The following is a 26,614-nucleotide window of genomic DNA, read 5'->3' as shown; positions in this document are numbered from 1 at the left end:
CCGGTCGGGTTGACCAGAAGACGGTAGTTCTCCGTGTCCAGCTTGATGCCGTCATCCAGGAGCGCCTTGAGCTCCGGCTCCACGACGAACTCACGGACGTCGGGCGCCAGCAGCGACTCCAGGTCGATGTCGGAGGCGTGCTGCGAGGACACCACGACCGTGTCGAGCCGGACGGCCTTGTCGCCGTCGTACTCGATGGTGACCTGCGTCTTGCCGTCCGGGCGCAGGTAGGGGATGGTGCCGTTCTTGCGGACCTCGGACAGGCGCTTGGCCAGACGGTGCGCCAGGAAGATCGGCAACGGCATCAGGGTCGGCGTCTCGTCGGTCGCGTAACCGAACATCAGACCCTGGTCACCGGCCCCCTGCCTGTCCAGCTCGTCCCCATCATCTGCGGCGGAACCCTCGACCCGCTTCTCATAGGCCGTGTCGACGCCCTGCGCGATGTCCGGGGACTGAGCGCCGATGGACACCGAGACGCCGCAGGAGGCGCCGTCGAAGCCCTTCTTGGAGGAGTCGTAGCCGATCTCCAGGATCTTGTCGCGCACCAGCTGGGCGATCGGCGCGTAGGTCTTGGTGGTGACCTCACCGGCCACGTGCACCAGACCGGTGGTGATCAGCGTCTCGACGGCGACCCGGGAGGTCGGGTCCTCCTTGAGGAGCGCATCGAGGATGGTGTCACTGATCTGGTCAGCGATCTTGTCGGGGTGGCCCTCGGTGACGGACTCCGAGGTGAACAGACGACGGGACACAACGCTCCCTGGGTTTGCAGCGGCTGCTGGCTGATCATTGGCGGACGGGCTCGGGGGCTGCGCCCGGCATCGTCCGAGAACAGTTTATCGGTCGTGCTCGGCCAACGGGTCCCCGTCTCGCCTCTCGGAAGTCCCGTGACCTGCGGCACGGGCATTGTGCCCAATGCCGGGCGGGCTTGGCCAGGGGCGCCACGCCTTTGGGGCAGAGGTTCGAGGGGTCCGAGAGGCGAACGAGACGTTCAGTTGAGGCTGTGTGCCACCAGGTCCCAGACGGTTTCGGCCAGGAATTCCTTCGGACCGTGCGGCACGGGGGTCTCGCTGCCGTCGGCGCCCAGCACCACGGCTTCGTTCTCCTCCGATCCGAAGGTCTTGCGCTCGCCCACCTCGTTGACGACGAGCAGGTCGCAGCCCTTGCGCTCCAGCTTCATACGGCCGTTGGCCAGGACGTCGTCGGTCTCGGCGGCGAAGCCGACGATCACCTGCCCCGGACGGGCCCGCTCAGCCGAGATCTCGGCAAGGATGTCCGGATTCCGCACCAGGACGATGGGCTCGGGGTCCTGGCCGTCCTTCTTCTTGATCTTTCCGGCCGCGTACGTCTGCGGGCGGAAGTCGGCGACCGCGGCCGCCATGACCACCGCGTCGGCGTCGGCCGCGGCCTTCAGCACCGCCTCACGCAGCTGTACGGCCGTCCCCACCTGGACGACGTCCACTCCGGCCGGGTCCGGCAGCCCGGTGTTGGCCGCGATCAGCGTGACCCGGGCACCGCGCGCGGCCGCGGTGCGGGCGAGGGCGTAGCCCTGCTTGCCGGAGGAGCGGTTGCCGAGGAAGCGGACCGGGTCGAGGGGCTCGCGGGTGCCACCGGCGCTGACGACGACGTGCCGGCCGGCGAGGTCGGGCTCCCGCACTCCCCGGGCGAGCACCCGGCGGCAGACCTCGAAGATCTCCGCCGGGTCCGGCAGTCGTCCCTTGCCGGTGTCGACGCCGGTCAGCCTGCCGACGGCCGGTTCGATCACGATCGCGCCGCGGCGGCGCAGCGTCGCCACGTTCTCCTGGGTGGCCGGGTGTTCCCACATCTCGGTGTGCATGGCGGGCGCGAAGACGACCGGGCAGCGGGCGGTGAGGAGGGTGTTGGTGAGCAGGTCGTCCGCCAGGCCGTGCGCCGCCTTGGCGAGCATGTCGGCGGTCGCCGGGGCCACGACCACGAGGTCGGCGTGCTGGCCGATGCGCACGTGCGGGACTTCGTGGACGTCGTCCCAGACCTCGGTGGAGACGGGCTTGCCGGAGAGCGCGGACCACGTGGGGGCGCCCACGAAGTGCAGCGCGGAGGCGGTGGGGACGACGCGGACGTCGTGGCCGGACTCCGTGAGCCTTCTCAGCAGCTCGCAGGCCTTGTACGCGGCGATGCCGCCGCTGACCCCCAGCACGACCTTCGGCTTGTCCACCGTCTCTCCCCGGCTCGGCAACATACGAGTGCGATGTACGAGTGCGACGTACGGGTCCATCACACACCACAGGCCCGACAGTCGCGCTGTCGGGCCTGTGGATAAGTCAGCGAAAAGCTGAAAGTACTACTGCAACGCCTACTACTGCGCCGGGCCCTCGACGGCCTCGGACGTCAGCAGACCCGCGTTGATCTCGCGGAGGGCGATCGAGAGCGGCTTCTCGTGGACGTGGGTGTCCACCAGCGGACCGACGTACTCGAGGAGGCCCTCGCCGAGCTGCGAGTAGTACGCGTTGATCTGGCGGGCCCGCTTGGCCGCGTAGATCACGAGGCTGTACTTCGAGTCGGTGGCCTCGAGGAGCTCGTCGATCGGCGGGTTGATGATGCCCTCGGGCGCGGAGATGGAAGAGGACACGCTCTACCTTCCGATGGATGGGAAAGATTCAGTGTGCATGACCGGAAACGATCACACGACATCCATCAAGGCTAGCAGCTCGCGAGCCACGTCCTCGACGGAGGTGTTGACCAAGGTCACATCGAACTCGGGTTCAGCCGCCAGTTCGACCTTCGCCGCCTCAAGACGGCGCTCGATCACCTCGGGCGGCTCGGTGCCACGTCCGGTGAGTCTGCGCACCAGCTCCTCCCAGGAGGGAGGAGCCAGGAACACCAGCTGGGCGTCCGTCATCGACTCACGGACCTGCCTGGCCCCCTGCAGATCGATCTCCAGGAGGACGGGCTCACCCCGCTCCAGCCGCTCCAGCACGGCCGCACGCGGCGTGCCGTAGCGGTTGCCGGCGAACTCCGCCCACTCCAGCAGCTCGCCGTTGGCGATCAGCTTGTCCATCTCCTCGTCGGTGACGAAGAAGTACTGGACGCCGTGCTGCTCGCCGGGGCGGGGCTTGCGGGTCGTCGCCGACACCGAGAGCCAGACCTCGGGGTGTTCCTTGCGCATATGGACGACGACCGTGCTCTTGCCGACCCCTGAGGGGCCGGAGAGCACGGTCAGCCGCGGACGTTCACTCATGCAGCGATTATTCCAGCAATCCCGGAGTACCCGGGACTCCCTTCCCGGAGTGACCCGGTTCAGGAACCGGTGCTGCCGAACTCACGCTCCAGCGAAGCGATCTGGTTGGAGCCGAGGCCGCGTACACGACGGCTCTCGGAGATGCCGAGTCGCTCCATGATCTGCTTGGCGCGGACCTTGCCCACGCCCGGCAGGGACTCGAGCAGGGCGGAGACCTTCATCTTGCCGATGACGTCGTTCTCCTGGCCCTGCTTGATGACCTCGTGAAGAGAGGCGCCGGAGTGCTTGAGTCGATTCTTGACCTCGGCCCGCTCCCGGCGAGCCGCGGCGGCCTTTTCGAGCGCGGCTGCGCGCTGTTCAGGGGTAAGGGGCGGAAGAGCCACGCCTACGTCACCTCGGATGTCGAACTGTCGGATACGGACCGGTGAGGAACCTAGTCGCCCCACACCTGGGGAGCCACGAGCAACACGCTTGCCCTTTGACTCTGCGTCGGAGACTAGCGGCCAAGTCCGCCGGAGTCAGCGAGAACAGCGGAAAAGTCCTGGTCAGCCTCTCTCAGGTCGGACATTTCTGACATATTGCCCCGGATTTGAGGATGTATTCAGACTCAAGTGAGCCTCGAACCCCTCGTCGGAGGACTCGGACGGGAGGATCGTCCATCGTCATCCGGTCGGCAGCGCGGCTCGGATCTCGTCCGCGAACCGGTCCGCGGACGCACGCAACGCACCCACGTCGGGACCGTGCCGCAGCACCCCCCGGCTGACATTGGGGACGACATTGCGGACGGCCGCTCCGAAGACGCGGGGAAGGTCGGCCGGAGTGGCCCCCTGGGCACCGACGCCGGGCGCGAGGAGCGGGCCGTTGATGTCGAGGTCGTACGACGAGAGATCGCCGAGCGTGGCCCCGACGACGGCGCCGAAGGACCCCAGCGGCTCCTCCCCCGTGTTCTCGGCGGCGAGATGGGCCAGCATGGTCGCGCCGACGTCACGGCCGTCCGAGCGGACCGCGTGCTGGACCTCACCGCCCTCGGGGTTGGAGGTCAGCGCGAGCACGAACAGACCCGCACCGCTCTCGCGCGCCAGCGCGATGGCCGGCGAGAGCGAGCCGTAGCCGAGATACGGCGACACGGTCAGCGCGTCCGAGAACAGCGGGGAGTCCTTGCGCAGGAAGGCCTCGGCGTACGCGGCCATGGTCGAGCCGATGTCGCCGCGCTTGGCGTCCATCAGGACCAGGGCGCCGGCCGCCCGGGCCTCCTCGACGGTCTTCTCCAGTACGGCGACACCGCGCGAGCCGAAACGCTCGAAGAAGGCGCTCTGGGGCTTGAACACGGCGATCCGGTCGGACAGCGCCTCGACGACGGTGCGGCTGAACCGCTCCAGGCCCGCCACGTCGTCGTTCAGGCGCCACTCGGTGAGCAGTGAGGCGTGCGGGTCGATGCCGACGCACAGCGGCCCCCGCTCGTCCATGGCGCGGCGCAGACGGGCACCGAAGGGCTGGAGGCTCATACGGTCTTCCTCACGTCGGCGCCGACCGCGTCGGCGAGCGTGGCGTACGGGCTCGTGCGCAGGCGCGCGGCGAGGCCCTTGTGGACGGCGCGGGCCCAGAAGGGCCCCTCGTAGATGAACGCGCTGTAGCCCTGGACCAGCGTGGCACCGGCCAGGATGCGCTGCCAGGCGTCCTCGGCGTTCTCGATGCCGCCGACGCCTACGAGGGTGATCCGGTCGCCCACGCGCGCGTACAGGCGCTTCAGGACCTCCAGGGAGCGCGCCTTGAGGGGTGCTCCGGAGAGTCCGCCGGTCTCCTTCACCAGCGCGGGTCCGGACTTCAGGCCGAGGCCCTCGCGCGCGATGGTCGTGTTGGTGGCGATGATGCCGTCCAGACCGAGCTCGACGGCCAGGTCGGCGACGGCGTCCACGTCCTCGTCTGCGAGGTCCGGCGCGATCTTCACCAGGAGGGGGACGTGGCGGTTCGCGACGATCCGGTCGGCCGCCTCACGGACGGCGCTCAGCAGCGGCCGCAGGTGGTCCACCGCCTGGAGGTTGCGCAGACCGGGTGTGTTGGGCGAGGAGACGTTCACGACCAGGTAGTCGGCGTACGGCGCCAGCCGCTCGGCGGACTTCACGTAGTCGCCGATGGCCTCGGCCTCCGGGACCACCTTGGTCTTGCCGATGTTGATGCCCACGACGGTCCTGAAGACGGCCTCACGGGACGCCAGACGGGCCGCCACGGCCAGCGAACCGTCGTTGTTGAAGCCCATGCGGTTGATGAGCGCCCGGTCCGCCACGAGCCGGAACAGCCGCTTTCTGGGGTTGCCGGGCTGGGCCTCCCCCGTCACGGTGCCGATCTCGACGTGGTCGAAGCCCAGCATGGTCATGCCGTCGACGGCCACCGCGTTCTTGTCAAAGCCGGCGGCGAGGCCGAAAGGGCCGTGCATGCGCAGCCCGAAGGCCTCGGTGCGCAGCTCCTTGTGGCGGGGCGCGAGGGCGGCCGCGACGAAGGCGCGCAGCACGGGGACACGGGCGGCGAGCCGGATCCAGCGGAAGGCCAGGTGATGGGCCCGCTCCGGGTCCATCCACTTGAAGACGAGGTTGAAGAAGATCTTGTACATGGTGTCCTCACGAAGAGGGGGACACCGTTTCCGGTGTCCCCCTCAGGGCTGCTAGTCGCGGGCCGCGGTCAGGTGCTCCGCGTGTTCCTGGAGCGAACGGACGCCCACGTCACCGTGGTTGAGGGCGTCGATGCCCTGGACGGCGGCGGCGAGGGCCTGGACCGTCGTCAGACACGGGACCGACCGTGCCACGGCCGCCGTACGGATCTCGTAGCCGTCGAGGCGGCCGCCGGTGCCGTACGGGGTGTTGACGATGAGGTCGACCTCGCCGTCGTGGATGAGCTGGACGATGGTCTTCTCGCCGTTCGGGCCGGTGCCCTCGGACTGCTTGCGCACGATCGTGGCGTTGATGCCGTTGCGCTTGAGGACCTCGGCGGTGCCGGAGGTGGCGAGCAGTTCGAAGCCGTGGGCGACCAGCTCGCGCGCCGGGAAGATCATCGAGCGCTTGTCCCGGTTGGCGACCGAGATGAAGGCGCGGCCCTTGGTGGGCAGCGGCCCGTAGGCGCCCGCCTGCGACTTGGCGTACGCCGTGCCGAAGACGGAGTCGATGCCCATGACCTCGCCGGTGGAGCGCATCTCCGGGCCGAGGACCGTGTCGACGCCGCGGCCGTGGATGTCGCGGAAGCGCGACCACGGCATGACGGCCTCCTTGACGGAGATCGGCGCGTCGAAGGGCAGCTCGCCGCCGTCGCCGTTGGCGGGCAGCAGCCCCTCCGCGCGCAGCTCGGCAACGGTCGCGCCCAGCGAGATCCGGGCGGCGGCCTTGGCGAGCGGCACCGCGGTCGCCTTCGAGGTGAAGGGGACGGTGCGGGACGCGCGCGGGTTGGCTTCGAGGACGTAGAGGATGTCGCCGGCCATCGCGAACTGGATGTTGATGAGCCCGCGGACCCCGACGCCCTTCGCGATGGCCTCGGTGGAGGCCCGCAGCCGTTTGATGTCGTGACCGCCGAGGGTGATCGGCGGCAGCGCGCACGCCGAGTCGCCGGAGTGGATGCCGGCCTCCTCGATGTGCTCCATCACACCGCCGAGGTAGAGCTCCTGGCCGTCGTAGAGGGCGTCGACGTCGATCTCGATGGCGTCGTCCAGGAAGCGGTCGACCAGGACCGGCCGCGAGGGGCTGATCTCGGTCGACTCGGCGATGTAGGCCTCCAGGCGGGTCTCGTCGTAGACGATCTCCATGCCGCGGCCGCCGAGGACGTAGGAGGGCCGGACGAGGACCGGGTAGCCGATCTCGTCGGCGATGGCCTTGGCGCCCGCGAAGGTGGTGGCGGTGCCGTGCTTGGGGGCAGGCAGACCCGCCTCGGCGAGGACGCGGCCGAAGGCACCGCGGTCCTCGGCGGCGTGGATCGCCTCGGGCGAGGTGCCCACGATCGGCACGCCGTTGTCCTTGAGCGCCTGCGCCAGGCCCAGCGGGGTCTGTCCACCGAGCTGCACGATGACGCCGGCGACCGGTCCGGCCTGCTGCTCCGCGTGGACGATCTCCAGGACGTCCTCCAGCGTGAGCGGCTCGAAGTAGAGCCGGTCGGAGGTGTCGTAGTCGGTGGAGACGGTCTCCGGGTTGCAGTTGACCATCACCGTCTCGTACCCGGCGTCCGACAGCGCGAAGGAGGCGTGCACGCAGGAGTAGTCGAACTCGATGCCCTGGCCGATGCGGTTGGGACCCGAGCCCAGGATGATCACCGCGGGCTTCTCGCGCGGGGCGACCTCGCTCTCCTCGTCGTAGGAGGAGTAGAAGTACGGCGTCTTCGCGGCGAACTCGGCCGCGCAGGTGTCGACGGTCTTGTAGACCGGGCGTACGCCGAGCGCGTGCCGCACCTCGCGCACCACGTCCTCGCGCAGGCCCCGGATCTCGCCGATCTGCTGGTCGGAGAAGCCGTGCCGCTTGGCCTCGGCGAGCAGGTCGGCGTCCAGGCGCTCGGCGGCGGCGAGCTCGTCCGCGATCTCCTTGATCAGGAAGAGCTGGTCGACGAACCAGGGGTCGATCTTCGTGTACTCGAAGACCTCCTCCGGCGCGGCGCCCGCGCGGATGGCCTGCATGACGGCGTTGATCCGGCCGTCGGTGGGCCGTACGGACTCCTCCAGCAGCGCCTTCTTGTCGCCGGGCTCGCCCACGAAGGTGAACTGGCTGCCCTTCTTCTCCAGCGAGCGCAGTGCCTTCTGGAAGGCCTCGGGGAAGTTCCGGCCGATCGCCATGGCCTCGCCGACCGACTTCATGGTGGTGGTGAGGGTGGAGTCGGCCTGCGGGAACTTCTCGAAGGCGAACCGCGGGGCCTTGACGACCACGTAGTCGAGCGTCGGCTCGAAGGACGCCGGGGTCTTCTCGGTGATGTCGTTGGGGATCTCGTCCAGCGTGTAGCCGACGGCCAGCTTCGCCGCGATCTTGGCGATGGGGAAACCGGTCGCCTTGGAGGCGAGCGCCGAGGACCGCGACACGCGCGGGTTCATCTCGATGACGATGACACGGCCGTCGACCGGGTCGATCGCGAACTGGATGTTGCAGCCGCCGGTGTCGACGCCGACCTCGCGGATGATCGCGATACCGACGTCCCGCAGCCGCTGGTACTCGCGGTCGGTGAGCGTCATGGCGGGCGCGACGGTGATCGAGTCGCCGGTGTGCACGCCCATGGGGTCGAAGTTCTCGATGGAGCAGACGACCACGACGTTGTCGTGCTTGTCGCGCATCAGCTCCAGTTCGTACTCCTTCCAGCCGAGGATCGACTCCTCCAGGAGCACCTCGGTGGTCGGCGAGAGCGTGAGGCCCTGGCCCGCGATGCGGCGCAGCTCCTCCTCGTCGTGCGCGAAGCCGGAACCGGCGCCGCCCATAGTGAAGGAGGGGCGGACGACGACGGGGTAGCCGCCGAGGGTCTCGACGCCCGCGAGGACGTCGTCCATGGAGTGGCAGATGACCGAGCGGGCGGACTCGCCGTGCCCGATCTTCTTGCGGACCTCCTCGACGACGTCCTTGAAGAGGTCGCGGTCCTCGCCCTTGTTGATCGCCTGGACGTTGGCGCCGATCAGCTCGACGCCGTACTTGTCGAGGGTGCCGGCCTCGTGCAGCGAGATCGCCGTGTTGAGGGCCGTCTGGCCGCCCAGAGTGGGCAGCAGGGCGTCGGGGCGCTCCTTGGCGATGATCTTCTCGACGAACTCCGGGGTGATCGGCTCGACGTAGGTCGCGTCGGCGATCTCCGGGTCGGTCATGATCGTCGCGGGGTTGGAGTTGACGAGGATGACGCGCAGGCCCTCGGCCTTGAGGACGCGGCACGCCTGGGTGCCGGAGTAGTCGAACTCGGCGGCCTGGCCGATGACGATCGGGCCGGAGCCGATGACCAGGACGGACTGGATATCGGTGCGCTTAGGCACGCTGGCCCTCCATGACGGTGCTCATCAAAGACGTGAAGCGGTCGAACAGGTAGGCGGCGTCGTGCGGGCCCGCTGCCGCCTCGGGGTGGTACTGGACGGAGAAGGCCGGCTGGTCGAGCAGTTGGAGCCCCTCCACGACGTTGTCGTTCAGGCATACGTGCGAGACCTCGACGCGGCCGAACTTCGTCTCGCTGACCTTGTCGAGCGGCGCGTCCACGGCGAAGCCGTGGTTGTGCGCGGTGACCTCGACCTTGCCGGTGGTCCGGTCCTGCACGGGCTGGTTGATGCCCCGGTGGCCGTACTTCAGCTTGTAGGTGCCGAAGCCGAGGGCGCGGCCGAGGATCTGGTTGCCGAAGCAGATGCCGAACAGGGGCGTCCTGCGCTCCAGCACCGCGGTCATGAGTGCGACCGGTCCCTCGGCGGTGGCCGGGTCGCCGGGGCCGTTGGAGAAGAACACACCATCCGGGTCGACGGCGTAGACGTCGTCCACACTCGCCGTGGCCGGCAGCACATGCACCTCGATGCCGCGCTCGGCCATGCGGTGCGGAGTCATGCCCTTGATGCCGAGGTCGATCGCGGCGACGGTGAACTTCTTCTCACCGATAGCGGGGACGACGTACGCCTCCTTGGTGGCGACCTCCTCGTAGAGCGAGGCGCCCTTCATGTGCGGCTGGGCCTGCACGCGGGCGACGAGTTCGGACTCGGCCGCGATCGCCTCGCCGGAGAAGATCCCGGCGCGCATGGAGCCGCGCTCGCGCAGGTGGCGGGTGAGGGCGCGGGTGTCGATGCCGCTGATGCCGACGATGGCCTGGGCGACCAGCTCGTCGTCCAGGGAGCGCTTGGCCCGCCAGTTGGACGGCACGCGCGCGGGGTCGCGCACGACGTAGCCGGAGACCCAGATGCGGTGGGACTCGTCGTCCTCGTCGTTCCAGCCGGTGTTGCCGATCTGCGGGGCGGTCGCGACGACGATCTGGCGGTCGTACGACGGGTCGGTCAGGGTCTCCTGGTAGCCGGTCATGCCGGTGGAGAACACGGCCTCGCCGAAGGTCTCCCCCACGGCCCCGTAGGCACGGCCGCGGAAGATCCGGCCGTCCTCCAGGACGAGTACCGCGGGGACCTTCGAGGCCCCCCTTGTGGAGGTGGTCATCGTGCGCCTTCCGTTTCCGTCTTGTTGATCATGGAGTTAATGGCGTCGACCCACTCGTTGTGCTCGGCCGCGTGGTCCGAGCGGAACCCCGAGTCGATCAGCCGCTCGCCGTGGGTCCAGGTCACGACCAGGAGCCCGCCCTCGGTCAGGACCTTGCCTGCGATGCCCTTGCCGAGCACGGCCTCGTGCAGGGCGTCGGCGGGGATGAAGAAGTCCGTCGCGCCGGGGCGCACGACGTCCAGTCCCGCGTCCGTCAGCGTGAGCTCGACCCGGCTGCGGGTGCCCAGGCCGTGCGCCACGATCCGGTCGAGCCACTGGCCCGCGGTGGTGGAGCCGTGGTAGCGGCCGCTCATGCTCAGTCTCGCCGGGCCGGGGTCGTCCGGCGCGCTGGGCAGCGCGGGCAGATCGCCCTGGAGCGTGCCGCGCCACTTCCAGCCCTCGCGCATCAGCCAGTAGACGAGCGCGACGAACAGGGCGAGGCCGACGAGCCAGCCGACGCGGGCGGCCCAGTCGGTGACGTCGGCCGACTTCTTCTCGACTGCGAGACCGGCGGCCAGCAGGGTTTCAGATGTCACGTGAGCTTCCCGTCGACGAGCGTGGCCTTGCCCCGGAGCCACGTGTGCGTGACACGGCCCGGCAGCTCACGCCCCTCGTACGGAGTGTTGCGGCTGCGCGAGGCGAAGCCCGCGGGGTCCACGGACCCACGGTATTCCGTGTCGACGAGCGTGAGGTTGGCGGGCTCACCAGCCGAGACGGGACGCCCGTGGCCCGTGGCCTGCCCGATCTCGGCAGGCTTGACGGACATGCGCTCGGCGACCCCGGCCCAGGTGAGGAGCCCGGTGTCCACCATGGTCTCCTGCACCACTGACAACGCGGTCTCCAGACCCACCATCCCCATGGCGGCCGCGGCCCACTCGCAGTCCTTGTCCTCGTGCGGGTGCGGGGCGTGGTCGGTGGCGACGATGTCGATGGTGCCGTCGGCCAGCGCCTCGCGCAGCGCGAGCACGTCCCGCTCGGTGCGCAGCGGCGGGTTCACCTTGTAGACCGGGTTGTACGTGCGCACCAGCTCGTCGGTGAGGAGCAGGTGGTGCGGGGTGACCTCGGCGGTGACGTCGATGCCGCGGGACTTGGCCCACCGGACGATCTCGACGGACCCGGCGGTCGACAGGTGGCAGATGTGGACCCGGGAGCCGACGTGCTCGGCGAGCAGGACGTCCCGGGCGATGATCGACTCCTCGGCCACCGCGGGCCAGCCCCCGAGCCCCAGCTCGGCGGAGACGATCCCCTCGTTCATCTGGGCGCCCTCGGTCAGCCGCGGCTCCTGCGCGTGCTGGGCGACGACCCCGCCGAAGGCCTTCACGTACTCCAGCGCGCGCCGCATGATCACGGCGTCGTCGACGCACTTGCCGTCGTCGGAGAAGACGGTGACGCCGGCGGCCGACTCGTGCATGGCACCGAGCTCGGCGAGCTTCTTGCCCTCCAGGCCGACGGTGACCGCCCCGATGGGCTGCACGTCGCAGTAGCCGTGCTCCCGGCCCAGTCGCCAGACTTGCTCGACCACACCGGCGGTGTCGGCGACGGGGAAGGTGTTGGCCATGGCGAACACGGCCGTGTAGCCGCCGCTCGCCGCCGCGCGCGTGCCGGTCAGCACGGTCTCGGAGTCCTCGCGGCCCGGCTCGCGCAGATGGGTGTGCAGATCGACGAGGCCCGGGAGAAGGACCTTGCCACCGGCCTCGACGACCTCGGCGCCCTCGTCGGAGAGTCCGGCACCGACGGCCTCGATCACGGCGCCGTCGATCAGCACGTCCTGCGGCTCGCCGCCGAGCACCTTCGCACCACGGATCAGGATCTTGCTCATGTGACTTACTTCTCCTCGATACGGGTGTGGCTGACGGCGGGCACGTCTTTGGAAGAGAACACAGCTCCCCCGAGCAGCAGATACAGAACGGCCATCCGGATGGAGACTCCGTTTGCGACCTGCTCCACCACGGTGCAGCGGTCGGAGTCGGCCACCTCTGCGGTGATCTCCATGCCGCGCACCATCGGGCCGGGGTGCATCACGATGGCGTGCTCCGGCATCCGCGCCATGCGGTCGCCGTCGAGGCCGTAGCGCCGCGAGTACTCGCGCTCGGTCGGGAAGAACGCGGCGTTCATGCGCTCGCGCTGGACGCGCAGCATCATCACCGCGTCGGACTTGGCGAGCGTGCTGTCCAGGTCGTACGACACCTCGCAGGGCCAGGTCTCGACGCCGACCGGCACCAGGGTGGGCGGAGCGACCAGGGTGACCTCGGCGCCGAGGGTGTGCAGCAGGGCGACGTTGGAGCGGGCGACCCGGCTGTGCAGGACGTCTCCGACGAGCGTGATGCGCTTGCCGGACAGGTCCTGGCCGAGCCCGGCGTCCCGCCCGACGAGCCGGCGGCGCATCGTGAACGCGTCCAGCAGGGCCTGGGTGGGGTGTTGGTGGGTGCCGTCGCCGGCGTTGATGACGGCCGCGTCGATCCAGCCGGAGTTGGCGAGGCGGTACGGCGCCCCGGAGGCCCCGTGCCGGATGACGACGGCGTCGACGCCCATGGCCTCCAGGGTCTGGGCGGTGTCCTTGAGGGACTCGCCCTTGGACACGCTGGAGCCCTTGGCCGTGAAGTTGATGACGTCCGCCGAGAGACGCTTCTCGGCGGCCTCGAAGGAGATACGCGTACGCGTGGAGTCCTCGAAGAAGAGGTTGACGATCGTGCGGCCGCGCAGGGTCGGCAGCTTCTTGATCGGCCGGTCGGCGACCCGGGCCATCTCCTCGGCGGTGTCGAGGATCAGGACGGCGTCGTCGCGGGTGAGGTCGGCGGCCGAGATGAGATGACGCTGCATCTGTCAGGCTCCGTAAGGCAGTTCAGGGGAGATTTCGGGCAGGCGAAGGCACACCGGAAGGCGCGCGGCCGTCTGCTACTGGGCCGGCTTCACACCGAGCAGCACGGTGTCGCGACCGTCCTCCTCGGCGAGCTGGACCCTGACCGTCTCCCGCAGCGACGTGGGGAGGTTCTTGCCGACGTAGTCGGCGCGGATGGGCAGTTCGCGGTGGCCTCTGTCGACGAGGACCGCGAGCTGTACCGCGCGGGGGCGCCCGATGTCGTTCAGGGCGTCCAGGGCGGCGCGGATGGTGCGGCCGGAGAAGAGCACGTCGTCGACGAGGACGACCAGGCGGCCGTCGATGCCGTCACCGGGGATCTCGGTGCGGGCCAGCGCACGCGGCGGGTGCATGCGCAGATCGTCGCGGTACATGGTGATGTCGAGCGAACCGACCGGGATCTTGCGGTCGGTGATCTCCTCCAGCTTGACGGCGAGCCGCTGGGCGAGGAAGACGCCTCGGGTGGGGATGCCGAGGAGCACCACGTCGTCGGCGCCCTTGGCGCGTTCGACGATCTCGTGGGCGATACGAGTCAGCACGCGCGCGATGTCGGGGCCCTCGAGAACGGGTCGGGCGTCGGCGGCGGCTTGCGGTTCCTGCTGCTTGTCCATACGAAACGGACCTCCTTCTCCGCCTCACGGGACGGACCTTAAAGGACGTCGGATTTGCGCCATCCACCGTAGCAGGCCGGGGCGACCTCCCTGATCACCCCCTTGGCGTAATCAGCCACCGCTACCACGGAAGAGGCGGTGTGGACCATTCGGCTTGACGCACAAGAGTCACGCTGCGTAACCTCACAGTGAGTTACCAGACGCGCGGCTCGGGACCACTGCAGCCGCGTCGATCCAGTGTCCGGGGAGCTATATGTCCAGCGAATACGCCAAACAGCTCGGGGCCAAGCTCCGGGCCATCCGCACCCAGCAGGGCCTTTCCCTCCACGGTGTCGAGGAGAAGTCCCAGGGACGCTGGAAAGCGGTCGTGGTCGGTTCGTACGAGCGTGGCGACCGTGCGGTGACCGTCCAGCGCCTTGCCGAGTTGGCGGATTTCTACGGCGTGCCGGTGCAGGAGCTGCTGCCGGGCACCACTCCGGGCGGGGCCGCCGAGCCGCCGCCGAAGCTGGTCCTCGACCTGGAGCGACTGGCCCACGTGCCGGCCGAGAAGGCCGGCCCCCTCCAGCGCTACGCGGCGACGATCCAGTCCCAGCGCGGTGACTACAACGGCAAGGTGCTCTCGATCCGCCAGGACGACCTGCGCACACTCGCCGTCATCTACGACCAGTCGCCCTCGGTCCTCACCGAACAGCTGATCAGCTGGGGCGTGCTGGACGCGGACGCGCGTCGCGCGGTGTCCCACGAGGAGAGCTGAGCCGCTCCCAGCCTCAGCAGAAACGTGCCGCCGGGGTGGCCGGAACTTCACGGTTCCGGCCACCCCGGCGGCTTTCTGCGGGCCTTGTGGGGCTCACACGTACCAGCACGCCTGAGGGCCCACAGCAGCTCGCTGTGGGCCCTCAGGCGAGTTCGCGCCCGGTAAGGGGCGCGGGGCCTGTGCCGATGTGCGGCTCCACCGCGTGGGCGCGACCAGCCACAACCGGTCCGCAGATCCCATACGACCGCCGTCCATCGGTTCTCCCGGCGGAGCTACTCCCGGCGCAGCGAGGGCTTCAGTTCCTTGAGCCGGCCCAGCAGGCCGTTGACGAACGAGGGTGACTCGTCCGTGGAGAACTCCTTGGCCAGCTGCACCATCTCGTCGAGCACCACGGCGTCCGGCGTCTCGTCGGCCCAGATCAGCTCGTAGGCGCCCAGACGCAGGATGTTGCGGTCGACGACCGGCATCCGGTCCAGCGTCCAGCCGACCGAGTACTGCGCGATGAGCTCGTCGATGCGCTTCGCGTGCTCCGCGTAGCCCTCGACCAGCTGCATCGTGTACTCGCTCACCGGCGGCTGCCGGGTGTCATCCCGGGAGAGCCGGATCCAGTCCGCCAGGACCGTCAGGACGTCGACATCGCGCTGGTCGCCCTCGAAGAGGATCTGGAAGGCACGCTTGCGGGCCGTGTTGCGGGCAGCCACGGTTAGCTGTTCACCCGGCCGAGGTAGTCGCTCGTGCGGGTGTCGACCTTGATCTTCTCACCGGTGGTGATGAAGAGCGGGACCTGGATCTGGTGACCGGTCTCCAGGGTCGCGGGCTTGGTACCACCCGTGGAGCGGTCGCCCTGGAGGCCCGGCTCGGTCTCCTGGACGACGAGCTCGACCGCGGCGGGCAGCTCGACGAAGAGCACCTCCCCCTCGTGCTGCGCGACGGTCGCGGTGAAGCCCTCGATGAGGAAGTTCGCGGCGTCGGCGACCGTCTTGCGGTCGATCATCAGCTGGTCGTAGGTCTCCATGTCCATGAAGACGAAGTACTCGCCGTCCATGTACGAGAACTGCATGTCGCGCTTGTCGACAGTGGCCGTCTCGACCTTGACGCCGGCGTTGAAGGTCTTGTCGACGACCTTGCCCGACAGGACGTTCTTGAGCTTGGTGCGCACGAAGGCCGGGCCCTTGCCGGGCTTGACGTGCTGGAACTCGACGACGGACCAGAGCTGGCCGCCTTCGAGCTTGAGCACCAGGCCGTTCTTGAGGTCGTTCGTGGAAGCCACGGTTGCGGAATCTCCTGGACTGACGTGGACGACCCCGGCGCACGCCTCTGCCTAGAGGGCGAGCAGCTCCTTGGTCGTGATGGTGAGTAGCTCGGGTCCGCCGTCCGCCTCGGGGCGTACGACGAGCGTGTCATCGATCCGGACGCCGCCCCGTCCCGGGAGGTGGACCCCCGGTTCGACGGTGACCGGCACGCAAGCGTCCAGTTTACCCATGGCCGCGGGGGCCAGCTGCGGGTCCTCGTCGATTTCGAGTCCCACACCGTGTCCGGTGAGCGACGGGAGGCCTTCATGGTGCCCCGCGGACTCCAGTACCTGCCGGGCCGCGCGGTCCACGTCACGGTAGGCCACGCCGGGTGCCAGTGCCTCGCGCCCGGCCCTCTGAGCGGCGAAGACGAGGTCGTACAGCTCGATCTGCCAGTCGGCGGGGGACGTACCGATGACGAAGGTTCGGCCGATCTCGCACCGGTAGCCGCGATAGCTCGCGCCCAGACAGACGGAGAGGAAGTCGCCCTCCTCGACCCGGCGATCGGTGGGGCGGTGGGCCCGGCGGCCGGAGTTCGGGCCGGTACCGACGGAGGTGGCGAAGGCCGGGCCGTCGGCGCCGTGGTCGACGAGCCGGCGCTCCAGTTCGAGGGCGAGGTGCCGCTCGGTGCGGCCGACGAGGATGGACTCCAGGAGTTCGCCCAGTGCCTGGTCGGCGATCTCGGCGCCGATGCGGAGGCAGGAGATCTCCTCCTCGTCCTTGATGACGCGGAGCTGTTCGACCGCGCCGGCGAGATCCACGAGGCGCGGGCGCGGGGCGACCGAGCGGATCGCCCGATACCGGGCGACCGTGAGGTGCTGTTCCTCCACGGCGAGCGATTCGGCGCCCTGCCCCGTGGCGAGGTCCGCCGCGGCCACGGCGGGGTCGCCGCCGACGTCGGGGAGGGTGTGGATCCGCAGGGTCTCGTCGGGGCGGCCGAGACCGGGACGGTCGTCCGGGGGGCCGGTGCACACCAGCAGATCCTCGGTCCTGCCGAGCAGCAGGGCGCTGCCCTGCGGGGCCATGCCGGCGAGGTAGCGGACGTTGGCCGGGCGGGAGATCAGCGCGGATTGGCTGCCGCCGGCTTGGCAGCGGTCGCGTAGGCGGGCTCTTCGGGTGGCGTACACCTCTGACATGAGTTGAGCGTAGGAGTTTTACCGGTATGTCGCTTTTTGAGAGAGTCCGAGTGGGGAGGGTCGTCTGTCGAGTGGCGGCCGGTGGGGGCTGATCGCGCAGTTCCCCGCGCCCCTTGGGGGCGCTACCAGTTCGGCGGGCTCGCGATCGACCTCGCCAGTACGTCGTCCAGGACTCTTGCCGTCTGGGGTACGTCCATCTGGGAGTTGTCGATGATCGGGAGGCCCGAGCCGTACCAGCCCGCCATCCGCCCGTGGATCCGCGCGACCTCCTCGTCCGTCAGGCGGCGGTTGCCGGACCGCTCGGCGTTGCGCTCCAGGACGATCTCCAGGCCGGGCAGCAGGACCACGGGCAGCAGGCCCGGGCCCACGTGCCGCTTCCAGCCGCCGAGGCCGACCACCGGGCGGTCCGGGAACACCGCGTCGTCGAGGATGCAGGAGATGCCGTTGGCGAGGAAGTTGCGCGCGGCGAAGCCGCAGGTGCGGCGGGCGAGGCGGTACTGGGCCTCGGAGTGGTCGTTCCAGCCGGACTGGGGGTCGGCGAAGCCGGAGCGGACCCACTCGCGTACGTCGTCGAGGCTGATGTGCGCGGTGGGGACCCGCCGGTGGTCGGCCCAGTACTTGGCGACGCTCGTCTTGCCGGCGCCGGCGGGGCCGATCAGCAGCACGGCGAGGGTGGTGCCGGCGGGGTCGGACGCGGCGGGCGGGCTGCTGGGGACCCCGACGGGAGCACCCGGCGGCAGCGGCACATGGCCGGTGGTGTCGGGGACCGGCGCCGGGGAGTGCTGCGGCACGGGCGGGACCGGTGGCGGGGCGAAGCCCGGGGCCGGGGGCGGTGGGGGCACCGGGGCGGAGCCCTGGTGCACACCCGGGTGATGCGGTCCCGGGTGGTGTGCGGCCGGCGACCAGCCGGCGGCCGGTCCGTGCCCCGGCTGGTGGGGCGGCGGCAGCGGAGAACCCACTGCGTCCTGCATCCGGTGCCACTCCGTCTCGTCTTCTTCGGCTCGCTCGCCTCCGGGGCGCTCGCGTCGGTTCCGGGAGCCCGGCCGCGCGCGGCCCTCCGGCCCCGGCGCGCTCGTCCTCTCGTCCACGACGCGCCCCTCCGGCTCACTCGCGGCAGGCTGATTGGCGCTGGCTGGGGGCACACAACCCCTCGCCACCGAACGGTACCGCCCCCGGCCGTCGTTTGGTGAACGGCCGGGGGCGGCCCGAAGTGCCCCTGCCACAAGGCGAATCAGGCGGAACGCCCGTCGCGGGACTTACTGTCCGACCTCGCCGTACGCGGCGAGCAGGACGGCCGGGTCGGGCCCCTCCAGGACCGTGGGCTTGCCCAGCCCGTCGAGGACGATGAACCGCAGCAGGTTGCCGCGCGACTTCTTGTCGACCTTCATCGTCTCGAGCAGCTTGGGCCACTGGTCGTAGCGGTAGTGCAGAGGCAGGCCCACCGACTCCAGGACGGTGCGGTGGCGGTCGGCGGTCGCGTCGTCCAACCGGCCCGCCAGACGGCCCAGTTCGGCGGCGAAGTGCATGCCTACGGCGACCGCGGCGCCGTGCCGCCACTTGTACCGCTCGTTCTTCTCGATGGCATGGGCGAGCGTGTGGCCGTAGTTGAGGATCTCCCTGAGGCCCGACTCCTTGAGGTCGGAGGAGACCACCTCGGCCTTGACCCGGATCGAGCGCTCGATGAGCTCGGAGGTGTGCGGGCCTGCCGGGGTGCGCGCGGCCTCGGGGTCGGACTCGATGAGCTCCAGGATCACCGGGTCGGCGATGAAGCCGGCCTTGATGATCTCGGCGAGCCCGGAGACGTAGTCGTTGACCGGCAGGGAGTCCAGTGCGGCCAGGTCGCACAGGACGCCGGCCGGCGGGTGGAAGGCGCCGACGAGGTTCTTGCCCTCGGCGGTGTTGATGCCGGTCTTGCCGCCGACGGCCGCGTCGACCATGGCGAGCACGGTGGTCGGGATGGCGATCCAGCGCACTCCGCGCAGCCAGGTCGCGGCCACGAACCCGGCGAGGTCGGTGGTCGCGCCGCCGCCGACGCCGACCACGACGTCGGAGCGGGTGAAGCCGGACTGCCCGAGCGCCTTCCAGCAGTAGGCGGCGACCTCGGCGGTCTTGGCCTCCTCCGCGTTCGGCACCTGGATGGCGACGGCCTCGAAGCCCTGCTCGGCGAGGTCGGCACGCAGCGCGTCCCCGGTGTCCGCGAGCGCCTCGGGGTGGATGACGGCGACCCGCTGGGCCTTCTCCCCGACCAACGCGCCTAGCTCACCCAGGAGTTGACGTCCCACCAGGACCTCGTACGGCTCACTGCCCGCGGTGCCGCCGACCTGGATGCGCGTCACTGCCTCGCTCATGCTTCTTTCAACTCCAGTGCGTCCAGCGCGTTCTGTGTGACTTCTTCGGGGGTACGGCCGTCGGTGGCCACGACCGCCGTGGCGATCGACTCGTACAGATGGCGGCGGGCCTCCATCAGCTCGCGCCACTGCTTGCGCGGGTTGACCGCGAGCAGGGGCCGGGCCGCGTTGAGGCCGGTGCGCTTGACCGCCTCCTCGACGTCCATCGACAGGTAGACAACCTGCTGCCCGGCCAGCAACGCGCGCGTGTCCTCGTCCAGGATCGACCCGCCGCCCAGCGCCAGGACACCCTCGTGCCCGGCCAGCGCCCGCCGCACCGCGGCCTTCTCGATGGCCCGGAAGGCCGCCTCGCCCTCGTCGACGAAGATCTCCGCGATGGTGCGGCCCTGCTCGGCCACGATGTCGTCGTCGGTGTCCCGGTACCCCACACCGAGCCGCTCGGCCAGCAGCTGCCCCACGGTGGACTTGCCCACGCCCATCGGACCGACGAGGACGACCACGGGGCTCATCGGATGGCCAGGTTCTCGAGGTAGGACCGCACGTTGCGGCGGGTCTCCACCACGTTGTCGCCGCCGAACTTCTCCGCCACGGCGTCCGCCAGGACCAGGGCGACCATGGCCTCGGCGACGATCCCGGCGGCCGGGACCGCGGAGACGTCCGAGCGCTGGTGGTGGGCCTGCGCGGCCTCACCGGTGGTCACGTCCACGGTCTGCAGGGCGCGCGGCACGGTCGCGATCGGCTTCATCGCGGCCCGCACCCGCAGCAGTTCACCCGTGGAGAGCCCGCCCTCGGTACCGCCGGAGCGGCCGGAGACCCGGCGGATGCCCTCCTCGGTCTTGACGATCTCGTCGTGCGCCTTGGAGCCGGGCACCCGCGCGAGCTCGAAGCCGTCACCCAGCTCCACGCCCTTGATCGCCTGGATGCCCATCAGGGCCCCCGCGAGGCGGGCGTCCAGCTTGCGGTCCCAGTGCACATGCGAGCCGAGGCCCACCGGGACGCCGTACGCCAGGATCTCCACCACACCGCCGAGGGTGTCGCCGTCCTTGTGGGCCTGGTCGACCTCGGCCACCATCGCCTTCGAGGTGTCCGCGTCCAGGCAGCGCAGCGGGTCGGCGTCCAGCTTCTCGACGTCGGCCGGGGTCGGGTACACGCCGGCCGGGGCCTTCACCGAGCACAGCTCGACGACATGGCTGACGATCTCGATGCCGGCCGTCTCCTTCAGGTACGACCGGGCCACCGCGCCCAGCGCCACCCGGGCCGCCGTCTCCCGCGCGGAGGCCCGCTCCAGGATCGGCCGGGCCTCGTCGAAGCCGTACTTCTGCATGCCCGCGAGGTCGGCGTGGCCGGGGCGCGGGCGGGTCAGCGGGGCGTTGCGCGCGAGCCCGGCGAGGATCTCCTCGTCAACGGGGTCGGCCGACATGACCTGCTCCCACTTCGGCCACTCGGTGTTGCCCACCATGATCGCGACCGGGGAGCCGAGGGACAGACCGTGGCGGACACCGCCGAGGAAGGTGATCTCGTCCTGCTCGAACTTCATGCGCGCACCGCGGCCATAGCCCAGCCGCCGCCTCGCCAGGTGGTCCGCCACCAGCTCCGTGGTGATCGGCACGCCGGCCGGAAGGCCTTCCAGCGTCGCCACGAGTGCGGGACCGTGGGACTCCCCCGCGGTCAGCCAGCGCAACCTGCTCAACGGTGCTCCTCAGTGCTCGCGCCCTGGTACTGCCCTGCTTACGCGCGTCCTCGCGTACGGCAACGGCGCGACCAGGTGCGCGGCCCCGGCCCGCCACCTCCGATCCTCCCACGTTCGGCGGCGAGAGCCGGTCACAGGTCCAGCAGACGGACGTGGACCTGCGCGCCGAGCCCTCAGGCCATCCGTTCCGCCGCGCTCTTGATCGCCTCCCGGATACGGAAGTACGTGCCACAGCGGCAGACGTTGGCGATGGCGTCGATGTCGGCGTCCGTGGGGTTCTTCGTGCGCTTGAGGAGGGCGACCGCGGCCATGATCTGGCCGGGCTGGCAGTAGCCGCACTGGGCCACGTCCTGTTCCAGCCAGGCCTCCTGGACGGGGTGCAGCCGGTCGCCGTCGGCGAGCCCCTCGATGGTGGTGACCTCACGGCCCGCGGCCTCGGAGACCGGGACCACACAGGGGTTGACGGCCTCGCCGTCGAGGTGGCTGGTGCAGGCCTTGCAGACGTCGATGCCGCAGCCGTACTTGGGGCCCCGGATGCCGAGCAGATCGCGCAGCGCCCAGAGCAGGGGCAGATCGTCGGGGGCGTCGACGGTGACGGACTTCCCGTTGACGGTGAAGGTGTGGGACGGCACAGAAGGCTCCTCAGCGCGGGAAGGGCGTGAAGTCGACGTCGAAGTTCACGGGGAAGCTGCGCGGCTTGGTGCCCGTGGCCCGGGCAAAGGCGTTGGCGACGGCACCTACCGCCGCGGGGACACCGAGTTCGCCCGCGCCGCCCGGTTCGTCGGCGCCCTCGATGACGTAGATCCTCACGTCCTTGGGGGCGTCCTTCTGGCGCGCGTAGTGGAACTGCGAGTAGCTGCCCTCCAGTGGCAGGCCCTTGTCGATGTGCAGGCCGGCCCGGAGCGTGGTGGAGATGGCGTCGGTGAGTCCGCCGAGGAGCTGTGCCTCCAGGCCGCGCGGGTTGATCACCCGCCCCACGTCGGCCACGATCACCGCCTTGGTCACTCGGGGCTTCTTCGGGTCGGTGGCGTCGATCTCGACCAGACAGGCCGTGCAGGACTTGTACTCCTCGTGGAAGCCGATGCCCTGGGCCCACCCGCCGGGCAGGGCGCGGCCCCAGGCGCCCTCCTTGGCGGCCCGGTCGAGGACGGCCCGCTGCCGGTCGGTCTTGAGGAACGACCGCCGGAACTCCACGGGGTCCTTGCCGAGCTTGGCGGCGAGTTCGTCGACGACGATCTCCTCGGCGCCGCGCGTGTTGGCCGAGTACACCGACCGCCACGACCCGGTGTGCATCTTGATCGGCACCTCGGTGAGGCTCTGCGTGGTCACGCCGAAGTTGTAGGGGGACTTCACCGTGGTCAGGAAAAGGGTCTGGGCGAAGGTCGCGTTGCCGAGTCCTGAGGGCAGGCTCGCGGCGGCCGCCGTGATCGCGTCGCCGAGTCCGTGCCGGAAGTCGGTCTCCACGGCCGCCACCTGGTGCTGGAAGGTGAGCACCTGCCCGGCCGCGTAGGTGGCGCGGACGCGGTGGTGGGTCGCGGGCCGCATCCGTCCGTGCCGCATGTCGTCGATACGGGACCACATGAGCCGTACGGGCCGGCCGCTCTTCTTGGACACCACGGCGGCCTCCAGGGCCGCGTCGTAGAAGAGCCGCCGCCCGAAGGAGCCGCCGGACTGCACCACATGCATCTTCACCTTGGACACCGGCAGCCCCACGGCCTTCGCGACGGCCGCCTGGGCGACGATCGGCGACTTGAGGCCGGACCAGATCTCGGCCGAGTCGGACCGTACGTCCGCGACAGCCGAGTTGGTCTCCAGGGGCGCATGGCTGGCGAAGGCGAAATCGAACTCGGTGTCCACCTTCTTCACCAGCGCGCCGAGCAGGTCGAGCGAGGGCGTGGCCGCCTTGAGCCTGGCGCGGATGTCGCTGTCCGAGAGCGCGTCGACGGTCCCGCCGCCCCAGGTGACCTCCAGGGCGTTCTTGCCGTCGAGGGCCTGCCCGAACGTTTCCGCGACCACCGCGACACCGGTGTCGATGACGACCACGTCGAGCACGCCCGGCATGGCCCGTACGGCGGACTCGTTGTCGACCGTCTTCACGGTGCCGTTGATGGTCGGCGGGCGGCGCACCATGCAGGGCTTGGCACCGGGGATGTCGAGGTCGAGCGTGTACTCGTGGGCGCCGGTGACAAGGGCGCGGGCGTCGATGCGGGAGGTGGGCGTGCCGACGAGGGTGTGCTCGGACTCCTTCTTCGGCGTGACGGTGAGGGAGCCGAGGTCCAGGGTGGCGGCCGCGGCGGTGAGGGAGCCGTAGGAGGCCGTACGGCCGTCCGCTGCGACCACCACACCCGCGCGGACCGTCAGCTCGCTCGCCTTCAGCCCCCACTGCCGGGCGGCCGCCGCGACCATCCGGGCCCGGGCGGCCGCCGCCGTCCGGCGCACCGGGTCGTACAGCGAACGGACCGAGTTGGAGCTGCCGGTGAGCTGGTTGAAGAGCAGTTCGGGCCGGGCGTCCTCCAGGTGGACGCGGACCCGGTCGAGCGGGGTGTCGAGCTCCTCCGCGACCAGCATGGCCACGGCTGTGGTGAGGCCCTGGCCGACCTCCTCGCGGGGCAGCCGGAAGTGGACGTCCCCGTCCTCGTCGACGCTCAGCACGAGCATGTCCGCGGTGGGCGCTCCGGCCAGGATCAGCAGGTCACCGAGGTCGACCAGATCGGCGGGTGCGGGAGGCGTCGGGATCGCCGCGTCGGCGCTGCCTGGAGCGTAGGCGTCCACACCGATCCTGGTCGCTACGGCGAGAGCGGGCGCGGCCACCAGGTAGGTGAGAAACCTGCGCCGGGCGTGACGTGTCATGGCTGGCTCCGTTCGACGGCCCGCCGACATTGCCGGGCCGCCCGCAGAGCATGGCCTGGGGTTACCTCTCAGTACAGCGCCTTCACAGGATCACCATGTCCCACTTCACCGGAGGACAGCCGAAGGAGTCGGAGGAACCGGAGGACTTCAGCGGGCCGCCAGCGCGTGCTCGCCCGCCTTGCGCATGGCTTCCACCGGCGCCGGCTTCCGTCCCGTCATCTGTTCGACCTGGAGCACGGCCTGGTGCACCAGCAGGTCGAGACCGCTGACCACGGCCCCGCCGATCATCGACCAGCGGGCGGCGAGCTCGGTCGGCCACGGGTCGTAGAGCACGTCGAAGAGGGTCGCGGGCCGCTCCGGTACGGCATGGGCGAGCGCGTCCGTCGCCCCGGCGGGAGTGGTCGCGATCACCAGGGGCGCGCGCAGGCCGTCGGCCGCGTCCGCCCAGTCCGCCGTACGCACGTCGATGTCGAGGCGAGCGCCCCACTGCCGCATCTCGGCGGCCCGGGCCTCGCTGCGCACGTAGGCGACGACCTCGCCGGTGCAGACGCGGGCGAGTGCGGCGAGCGCGGAGGAAGCGGTGGCGCCGGCGCCGAGGATCGCCGCGGAATCGACCTGTTCGATGCCCCGTTCCCTGAGGGCGGCGACCATGCCCGGGATGTCGGTGTTGTCGCCGAGTCGCCGACCGTCGTCGGTGAACACGACCGTGTTGACCGCCTCGACGGAGGCGGCCGTCTCGCTGATCTCGTCGAGCAGCGGGATGACGGCCCGCTTGAGCGGCATGGTCAGCGACAGCCCGGCCCACTCCGGGCCGAGTTGTCCGACGAAGCCGGGCAGGGCGGCCTCGTCGAGCTCGAAACGGTCGTACGACCAGCCCGTCAGCCCCAGCTCCTCGTACGCCGCACGGTGCAGCACCGGGGAGAGGGAGTGGGCGATGGGCTTGCCGAGGACGGCTGCCCGGCGGGCGTCAACTGCCCGTGGCCTCATTGAACTTGTCCTTGAGCTTCAGGAATTCGTCGTGGGTCTTGGCGAATTCGGTCTTGTTCACGCCGTCGGTCGCGACGAAGTAGTACCAGCCGTCGTCCGTCGGATTCAGCGCCGCCTTCAGCGCGGTGGCACTCGGGTTGTCGATCGGTCCGGGCGGCAGACCCTTGTTCGTGTACGTGTTGTACGGGTCCTTGTTGCTCTTGATCTCCGCCTCGGTGATCTTGATGTTGCTCTGGCCCATCAGGTAATTGAAGGTCGAGTCGAACTGCAGCAGACCGTAGGTCTCGGGGTTCGCGAGGTTGAGCCGGTTGTAGACCACTTCCGCCATCTTGCGGTAGTCCTCCTCGGTCTTCCCCTCCGCCTGCACGAGGCTCGCGACCGTGATGACCTGCAGCGGACTCTCCAGCTTGAGCGCCTTGGCCTTCGCCTCCAGGTCGTACTTGCCGTACGTCTCGGAGGCCTCGGTGACCATCTCCTTGAGCACCGTCTCGGGCTTCATGCCCTTGGCGGCGGGATAGGTGCCCGGATAAAGGAAGCCCTCCAGGGGGTCCTTTATTTCCTTGTTGTCGTTCGCCCAGCTCGGCAGCCCGAGGCTCTTGTATTTCTCCTTGGCGATCTTCTTCGTGGCGCCGGGCTCAAGGCCTAGTTTGTCGTCGATCAACTTGTAGACGTTGACGTTCCGCACACCCGGAACAACCAGCACGTTGTTCTGGCTCTTCGGGTCCAGCATCATCGCGACGGCGCTCTCGGCGGACATCTCCTTCTTCAGCAGATAGGCGCCGGCCTGGATCGACTTCCCCCTGGGGTTCCGCTCCTGGGCGGTCACGAACGCGTCGACGCTCTTGACGACACCCGCGTCCTTGAGGACCCGGCCGATCGCGTACCCGCCCGCGCCCTTGGGGATCTGGACGTTCACCGCCTCGGCCGTGCCGCTCCCGGTGTAGTCCGGAGCCGCGGCGAAACGATTTTGGTAGAACTGGTAACCGAAGTAGCCGACGGTGCCGACACCGCCGCCGAACACCAGCAGGACCACCAGACAGGCGCATCCGCTCCTGCGCTTCTTGGTCCCCTTGCCGCCTCGGCCCCTCCGGTCGCCACGACCGTCCTCCGGGTCGTCGGAGGTGTCCTCGTCGCCACCACCCGCGAAGAAGGCGTGTTCGCCCTCGTCCGGGCCCGGGTCCCAGTCGGTGCGCGGCTCCGGCTCGGCATGCCGACGGCTCGGCGGCTCCGGCGGCGGATAGGCGTCCGGGCCGGCGTAGTAGTCCTGCTGCTCAGCGCCGTACGCGGCGGCCTGCTGGCCGTACGGGTCCGACGGGTCGGCGGGGTAGGGGACCTGCCCCTGCGCACCGGCCGCCCAGCCGTTGTTGTTGTCGTACGGCTGCTGCGGCTGGCCCTGATAGGCCTGCTGGTCGTACTGCTGTTGGCCGTACTGCTGCTGGTCGTACTGGTGGTTGTACTGCTGGTGCTGGTCGTACTGGCCGTCGTGCTGCGGGTACTGCTGCTGCGCCTGACCATAGGCGGCCTGTTGGCCGTCGCCCCAGCCACCGTTGTCGTACTGCGGCTGCTGCGGCTGCTGCGGATAGTGCTGCGGCTGGCCGCCGTAGGGGGACTGCTGGCCCGCGTGGGCCTGCTGTCCGCCCCATCCGTCGTCCCCGTACAACGGGTCCTCCGGATGCCACGGTTCGGAGCCTTGGCCCCGGCCATACTCAGTCATCGATCCC

At 70.0% G+C, this 26,614-nt stretch carries 25 protein-coding genes; 1 reads left to right on the top strand and 24 read right to left on the bottom strand.

What is annotated here, in order from left to right; all coding sequences use genetic code 11:
- The 13 genes from AB0D34_RS11705 to pyrR form a co-directional block, all read right to left on the bottom strand.
- Window positions 1-749, bottom strand: a 749-nt coding sequence (locus tag AB0D34_RS11705) for an S-adenosylmethionine synthetase N-terminal domain-containing protein (RefSeq protein WP_362660097.1), incomplete at its 3' end; no start/stop codon positions are given.
- A 239-nt stretch (window positions 750-988) separates the two neighbouring features.
- Window positions 989-2,191, bottom strand: a complete 1,203-nt coding sequence (gene coaBC, locus AB0D34_RS11700) for a bifunctional phosphopantothenoylcysteine decarboxylase/phosphopantothenate--cysteine ligase CoaBC (RefSeq protein WP_362660094.1) — start codon at window positions 2,189-2,191, stop codon at window positions 989-991.
- 141 nt (window positions 2,192-2,332) lie between these two features.
- On the bottom strand, window positions 2,333-2,605 hold the full coding sequence (gene rpoZ / locus AB0D34_RS11695; RefSeq protein ID WP_003988945.1) for a DNA-directed RNA polymerase subunit omega: 273 nt from the start codon (window positions 2,603-2,605) through the stop codon (window positions 2,333-2,335).
- Window positions 2,606-2,656: 51 nt separating this feature from the next.
- A complete protein-coding gene (gene gmk, locus AB0D34_RS11690; protein WP_362660091.1) occupies window positions 2,657-3,214 on the bottom strand; it encodes a guanylate kinase in 558 nt (185 codons plus the stop codon).
- 59 nt (window positions 3,215-3,273) lie between these two features.
- Window positions 3,274-3,597, bottom strand: coding sequence for an integration host factor (locus AB0D34_RS11685; protein ID WP_003977346.1), 324 nt, complete (start codon window positions 3,595-3,597; stop codon window positions 3,274-3,276).
- Between the two features lie 279 nt (window positions 3,598-3,876).
- On the bottom strand, window positions 3,877-4,719 hold the full coding sequence (gene pyrF, locus AB0D34_RS11680; protein ID WP_362660088.1) for an orotidine-5'-phosphate decarboxylase: 843 nt from the start codon (window positions 4,717-4,719) through the stop codon (window positions 3,877-3,879).
- On the bottom strand, window positions 4,716-5,822 hold the full coding sequence (locus AB0D34_RS11675) for a quinone-dependent dihydroorotate dehydrogenase (protein WP_362660085.1): 1,107 nt from the start codon (window positions 5,820-5,822) through the stop codon (window positions 4,716-4,718). Before AB0D34_RS11675 ends, pyrF begins: the two co-directional genes overlap by 4 nt.
- A 51-nt stretch (window positions 5,823-5,873) precedes the next feature.
- Window positions 5,874-9,182 carry a carbamoyl-phosphate synthase large subunit gene (gene carB / locus AB0D34_RS11670; RefSeq protein ID WP_362660083.1) on the bottom strand — a complete coding sequence of 1,103 codons (3,309 nt, stop codon included), beginning with the start codon at window positions 9,180-9,182 and terminating at the stop codon, window positions 5,874-5,876.
- The gene (gene carA, locus AB0D34_RS11665; RefSeq protein WP_362660080.1) at window positions 9,175-10,329 is read right to left on the bottom strand and encodes a glutamine-hydrolyzing carbamoyl-phosphate synthase small subunit; all 1,155 of its coding nucleotides are present in this window, start codon (window positions 10,327-10,329) and stop codon (window positions 9,175-9,177) included. The genes carB and carA overlap by 8 nt, the downstream gene beginning before the upstream one ends.
- Window positions 10,326-10,904 carry a hypothetical protein gene (locus tag AB0D34_RS11660; RefSeq protein WP_362660077.1) on the bottom strand — a complete coding sequence of 193 codons (579 nt, stop codon included), beginning with the start codon at window positions 10,902-10,904 and terminating at the stop codon, window positions 10,326-10,328. Before AB0D34_RS11660 ends, carA begins: the two co-directional genes overlap by 4 nt.
- Window positions 10,901-12,187 (bottom strand): dihydroorotase, encoded by a 1,287-nt coding sequence (locus AB0D34_RS11655; protein ID WP_362660074.1) that lies wholly within the window; start codon window positions 12,185-12,187, stop codon window positions 10,901-10,903. Before AB0D34_RS11655 ends, AB0D34_RS11660 begins: the two co-directional genes overlap by 4 nt.
- A 5-nt stretch (window positions 12,188-12,192) precedes the next feature.
- Window positions 12,193-13,188, bottom strand: a complete 996-nt coding sequence (locus tag AB0D34_RS11650) for an aspartate carbamoyltransferase catalytic subunit (RefSeq protein ID WP_362660071.1) — start codon at window positions 13,186-13,188, stop codon at window positions 12,193-12,195.
- Window positions 13,189-13,263: 75 nt separating this feature from the next.
- The gene (pyrR, locus tag AB0D34_RS11645) at window positions 13,264-13,836 is read right to left on the bottom strand and encodes a bifunctional pyr operon transcriptional regulator/uracil phosphoribosyltransferase PyrR (RefSeq protein WP_362660068.1); all 573 of its coding nucleotides are present in this window, start codon (window positions 13,834-13,836) and stop codon (window positions 13,264-13,266) included.
- A gap of 253 nt (window positions 13,837-14,089) precedes the next feature.
- On the opposite strand from pyrR, the gene bldD reads away from it, so the two are divergent.
- The gene (bldD, locus tag AB0D34_RS11640; RefSeq protein WP_003956405.1) at window positions 14,090-14,590 is read left to right on the top strand and encodes a transcriptional regulator BldD; all 501 of its coding nucleotides are present in this window, start codon (window positions 14,090-14,092) and stop codon (window positions 14,588-14,590) included.
- Between the two features lie 272 nt (window positions 14,591-14,862).
- Here bldD and nusB read toward each other — a convergent pair whose 3' ends face one another.
- The 11 genes from nusB to mltG all read right to left on the bottom strand — a co-directional run bounded on the left by nusB (window position 14,863) and on the right by mltG (window position 26,607).
- Window positions 14,863-15,291 carry a transcription antitermination factor NusB gene (gene nusB / locus AB0D34_RS11635; RefSeq protein ID WP_362660065.1) on the bottom strand — a complete coding sequence of 143 codons (429 nt, stop codon included), beginning with the start codon at window positions 15,289-15,291 and terminating at the stop codon, window positions 14,863-14,865.
- Between the two features lie 2 nt (window positions 15,292-15,293).
- Window positions 15,294-15,860, bottom strand: a complete 567-nt coding sequence (gene efp / locus AB0D34_RS11630; protein ID WP_289919136.1) for an elongation factor P — start codon at window positions 15,858-15,860, stop codon at window positions 15,294-15,296.
- Between the two features lie 51 nt (window positions 15,861-15,911).
- Window positions 15,912-17,018, bottom strand: coding sequence for an aminopeptidase P family protein (locus AB0D34_RS11625; RefSeq protein ID WP_362660062.1), 1,107 nt, complete (start codon window positions 17,016-17,018; stop codon window positions 15,912-15,914).
- Window positions 17,019-17,140: 122 nt separating this feature from the next.
- Window positions 17,141-17,989: a Pro-rich N-terminal domain-containing protein gene (locus AB0D34_RS11620; RefSeq protein WP_362660059.1), complete on the bottom strand. Its 849-nt coding sequence runs from the start codon at window positions 17,987-17,989 to the stop codon at window positions 17,141-17,143.
- A gap of 285 nt (window positions 17,990-18,274) precedes the next feature.
- On the bottom strand, window positions 18,275-19,366 hold the full coding sequence (gene aroB, locus AB0D34_RS11615; RefSeq protein ID WP_362660056.1) for a 3-dehydroquinate synthase: 1,092 nt from the start codon (window positions 19,364-19,366) through the stop codon (window positions 18,275-18,277).
- A complete protein-coding gene (locus AB0D34_RS11610; RefSeq protein ID WP_362660053.1) occupies window positions 19,363-19,875 on the bottom strand; it encodes a shikimate kinase in 513 nt (170 codons plus the stop codon). Before AB0D34_RS11610 ends, aroB begins: the two co-directional genes overlap by 4 nt.
- Window positions 19,872-21,056 carry a chorismate synthase gene (aroC, locus tag AB0D34_RS11605; protein WP_362660050.1) on the bottom strand — a complete coding sequence of 395 codons (1,185 nt, stop codon included), beginning with the start codon at window positions 21,054-21,056 and terminating at the stop codon, window positions 19,872-19,874. The genes AB0D34_RS11610 and aroC overlap by 4 nt, the downstream gene beginning before the upstream one ends.
- Before the next feature lie 173 nt (window positions 21,057-21,229).
- Window positions 21,230-21,688 carry a (2Fe-2S)-binding protein gene (locus AB0D34_RS11600; RefSeq protein ID WP_362660047.1) on the bottom strand — a complete coding sequence of 153 codons (459 nt, stop codon included), beginning with the start codon at window positions 21,686-21,688 and terminating at the stop codon, window positions 21,230-21,232.
- A 10-nt stretch (window positions 21,689-21,698) separates the two neighbouring features.
- Window positions 21,699-23,906 (bottom strand): molybdopterin cofactor-binding domain-containing protein, encoded by a 2,208-nt coding sequence (locus AB0D34_RS11595; RefSeq protein ID WP_362660045.1) that lies wholly within the window; start codon window positions 23,904-23,906, stop codon window positions 21,699-21,701.
- Between the two features lie 147 nt (window positions 23,907-24,053).
- Window positions 24,054-24,893, bottom strand: a complete 840-nt coding sequence (locus AB0D34_RS11590; protein WP_362660042.1) for a shikimate dehydrogenase — start codon at window positions 24,891-24,893, stop codon at window positions 24,054-24,056.
- Window positions 24,874-26,607 carry an endolytic transglycosylase MltG gene (gene mltG, locus AB0D34_RS11585; RefSeq protein ID WP_362660039.1) on the bottom strand — a complete coding sequence of 578 codons (1,734 nt, stop codon included), beginning with the start codon at window positions 26,605-26,607 and terminating at the stop codon, window positions 24,874-24,876. The genes AB0D34_RS11590 and mltG overlap by 20 nt, the downstream gene beginning before the upstream one ends.
- Window positions 26,608-26,614 lie beyond the last annotated feature (7 nt).

Source organism: Streptomyces sp. NPDC048420 (assembly GCF_040651535.1).
Lineage (GTDB): Bacteria > Actinomycetota > Actinomycetes > Streptomycetales > Streptomycetaceae > Streptomyces.
The sequence above is the reverse complement of the archived record's forward strand: the minus strand, read 5'-3'. Positions and strand labels throughout refer to the sequence as shown.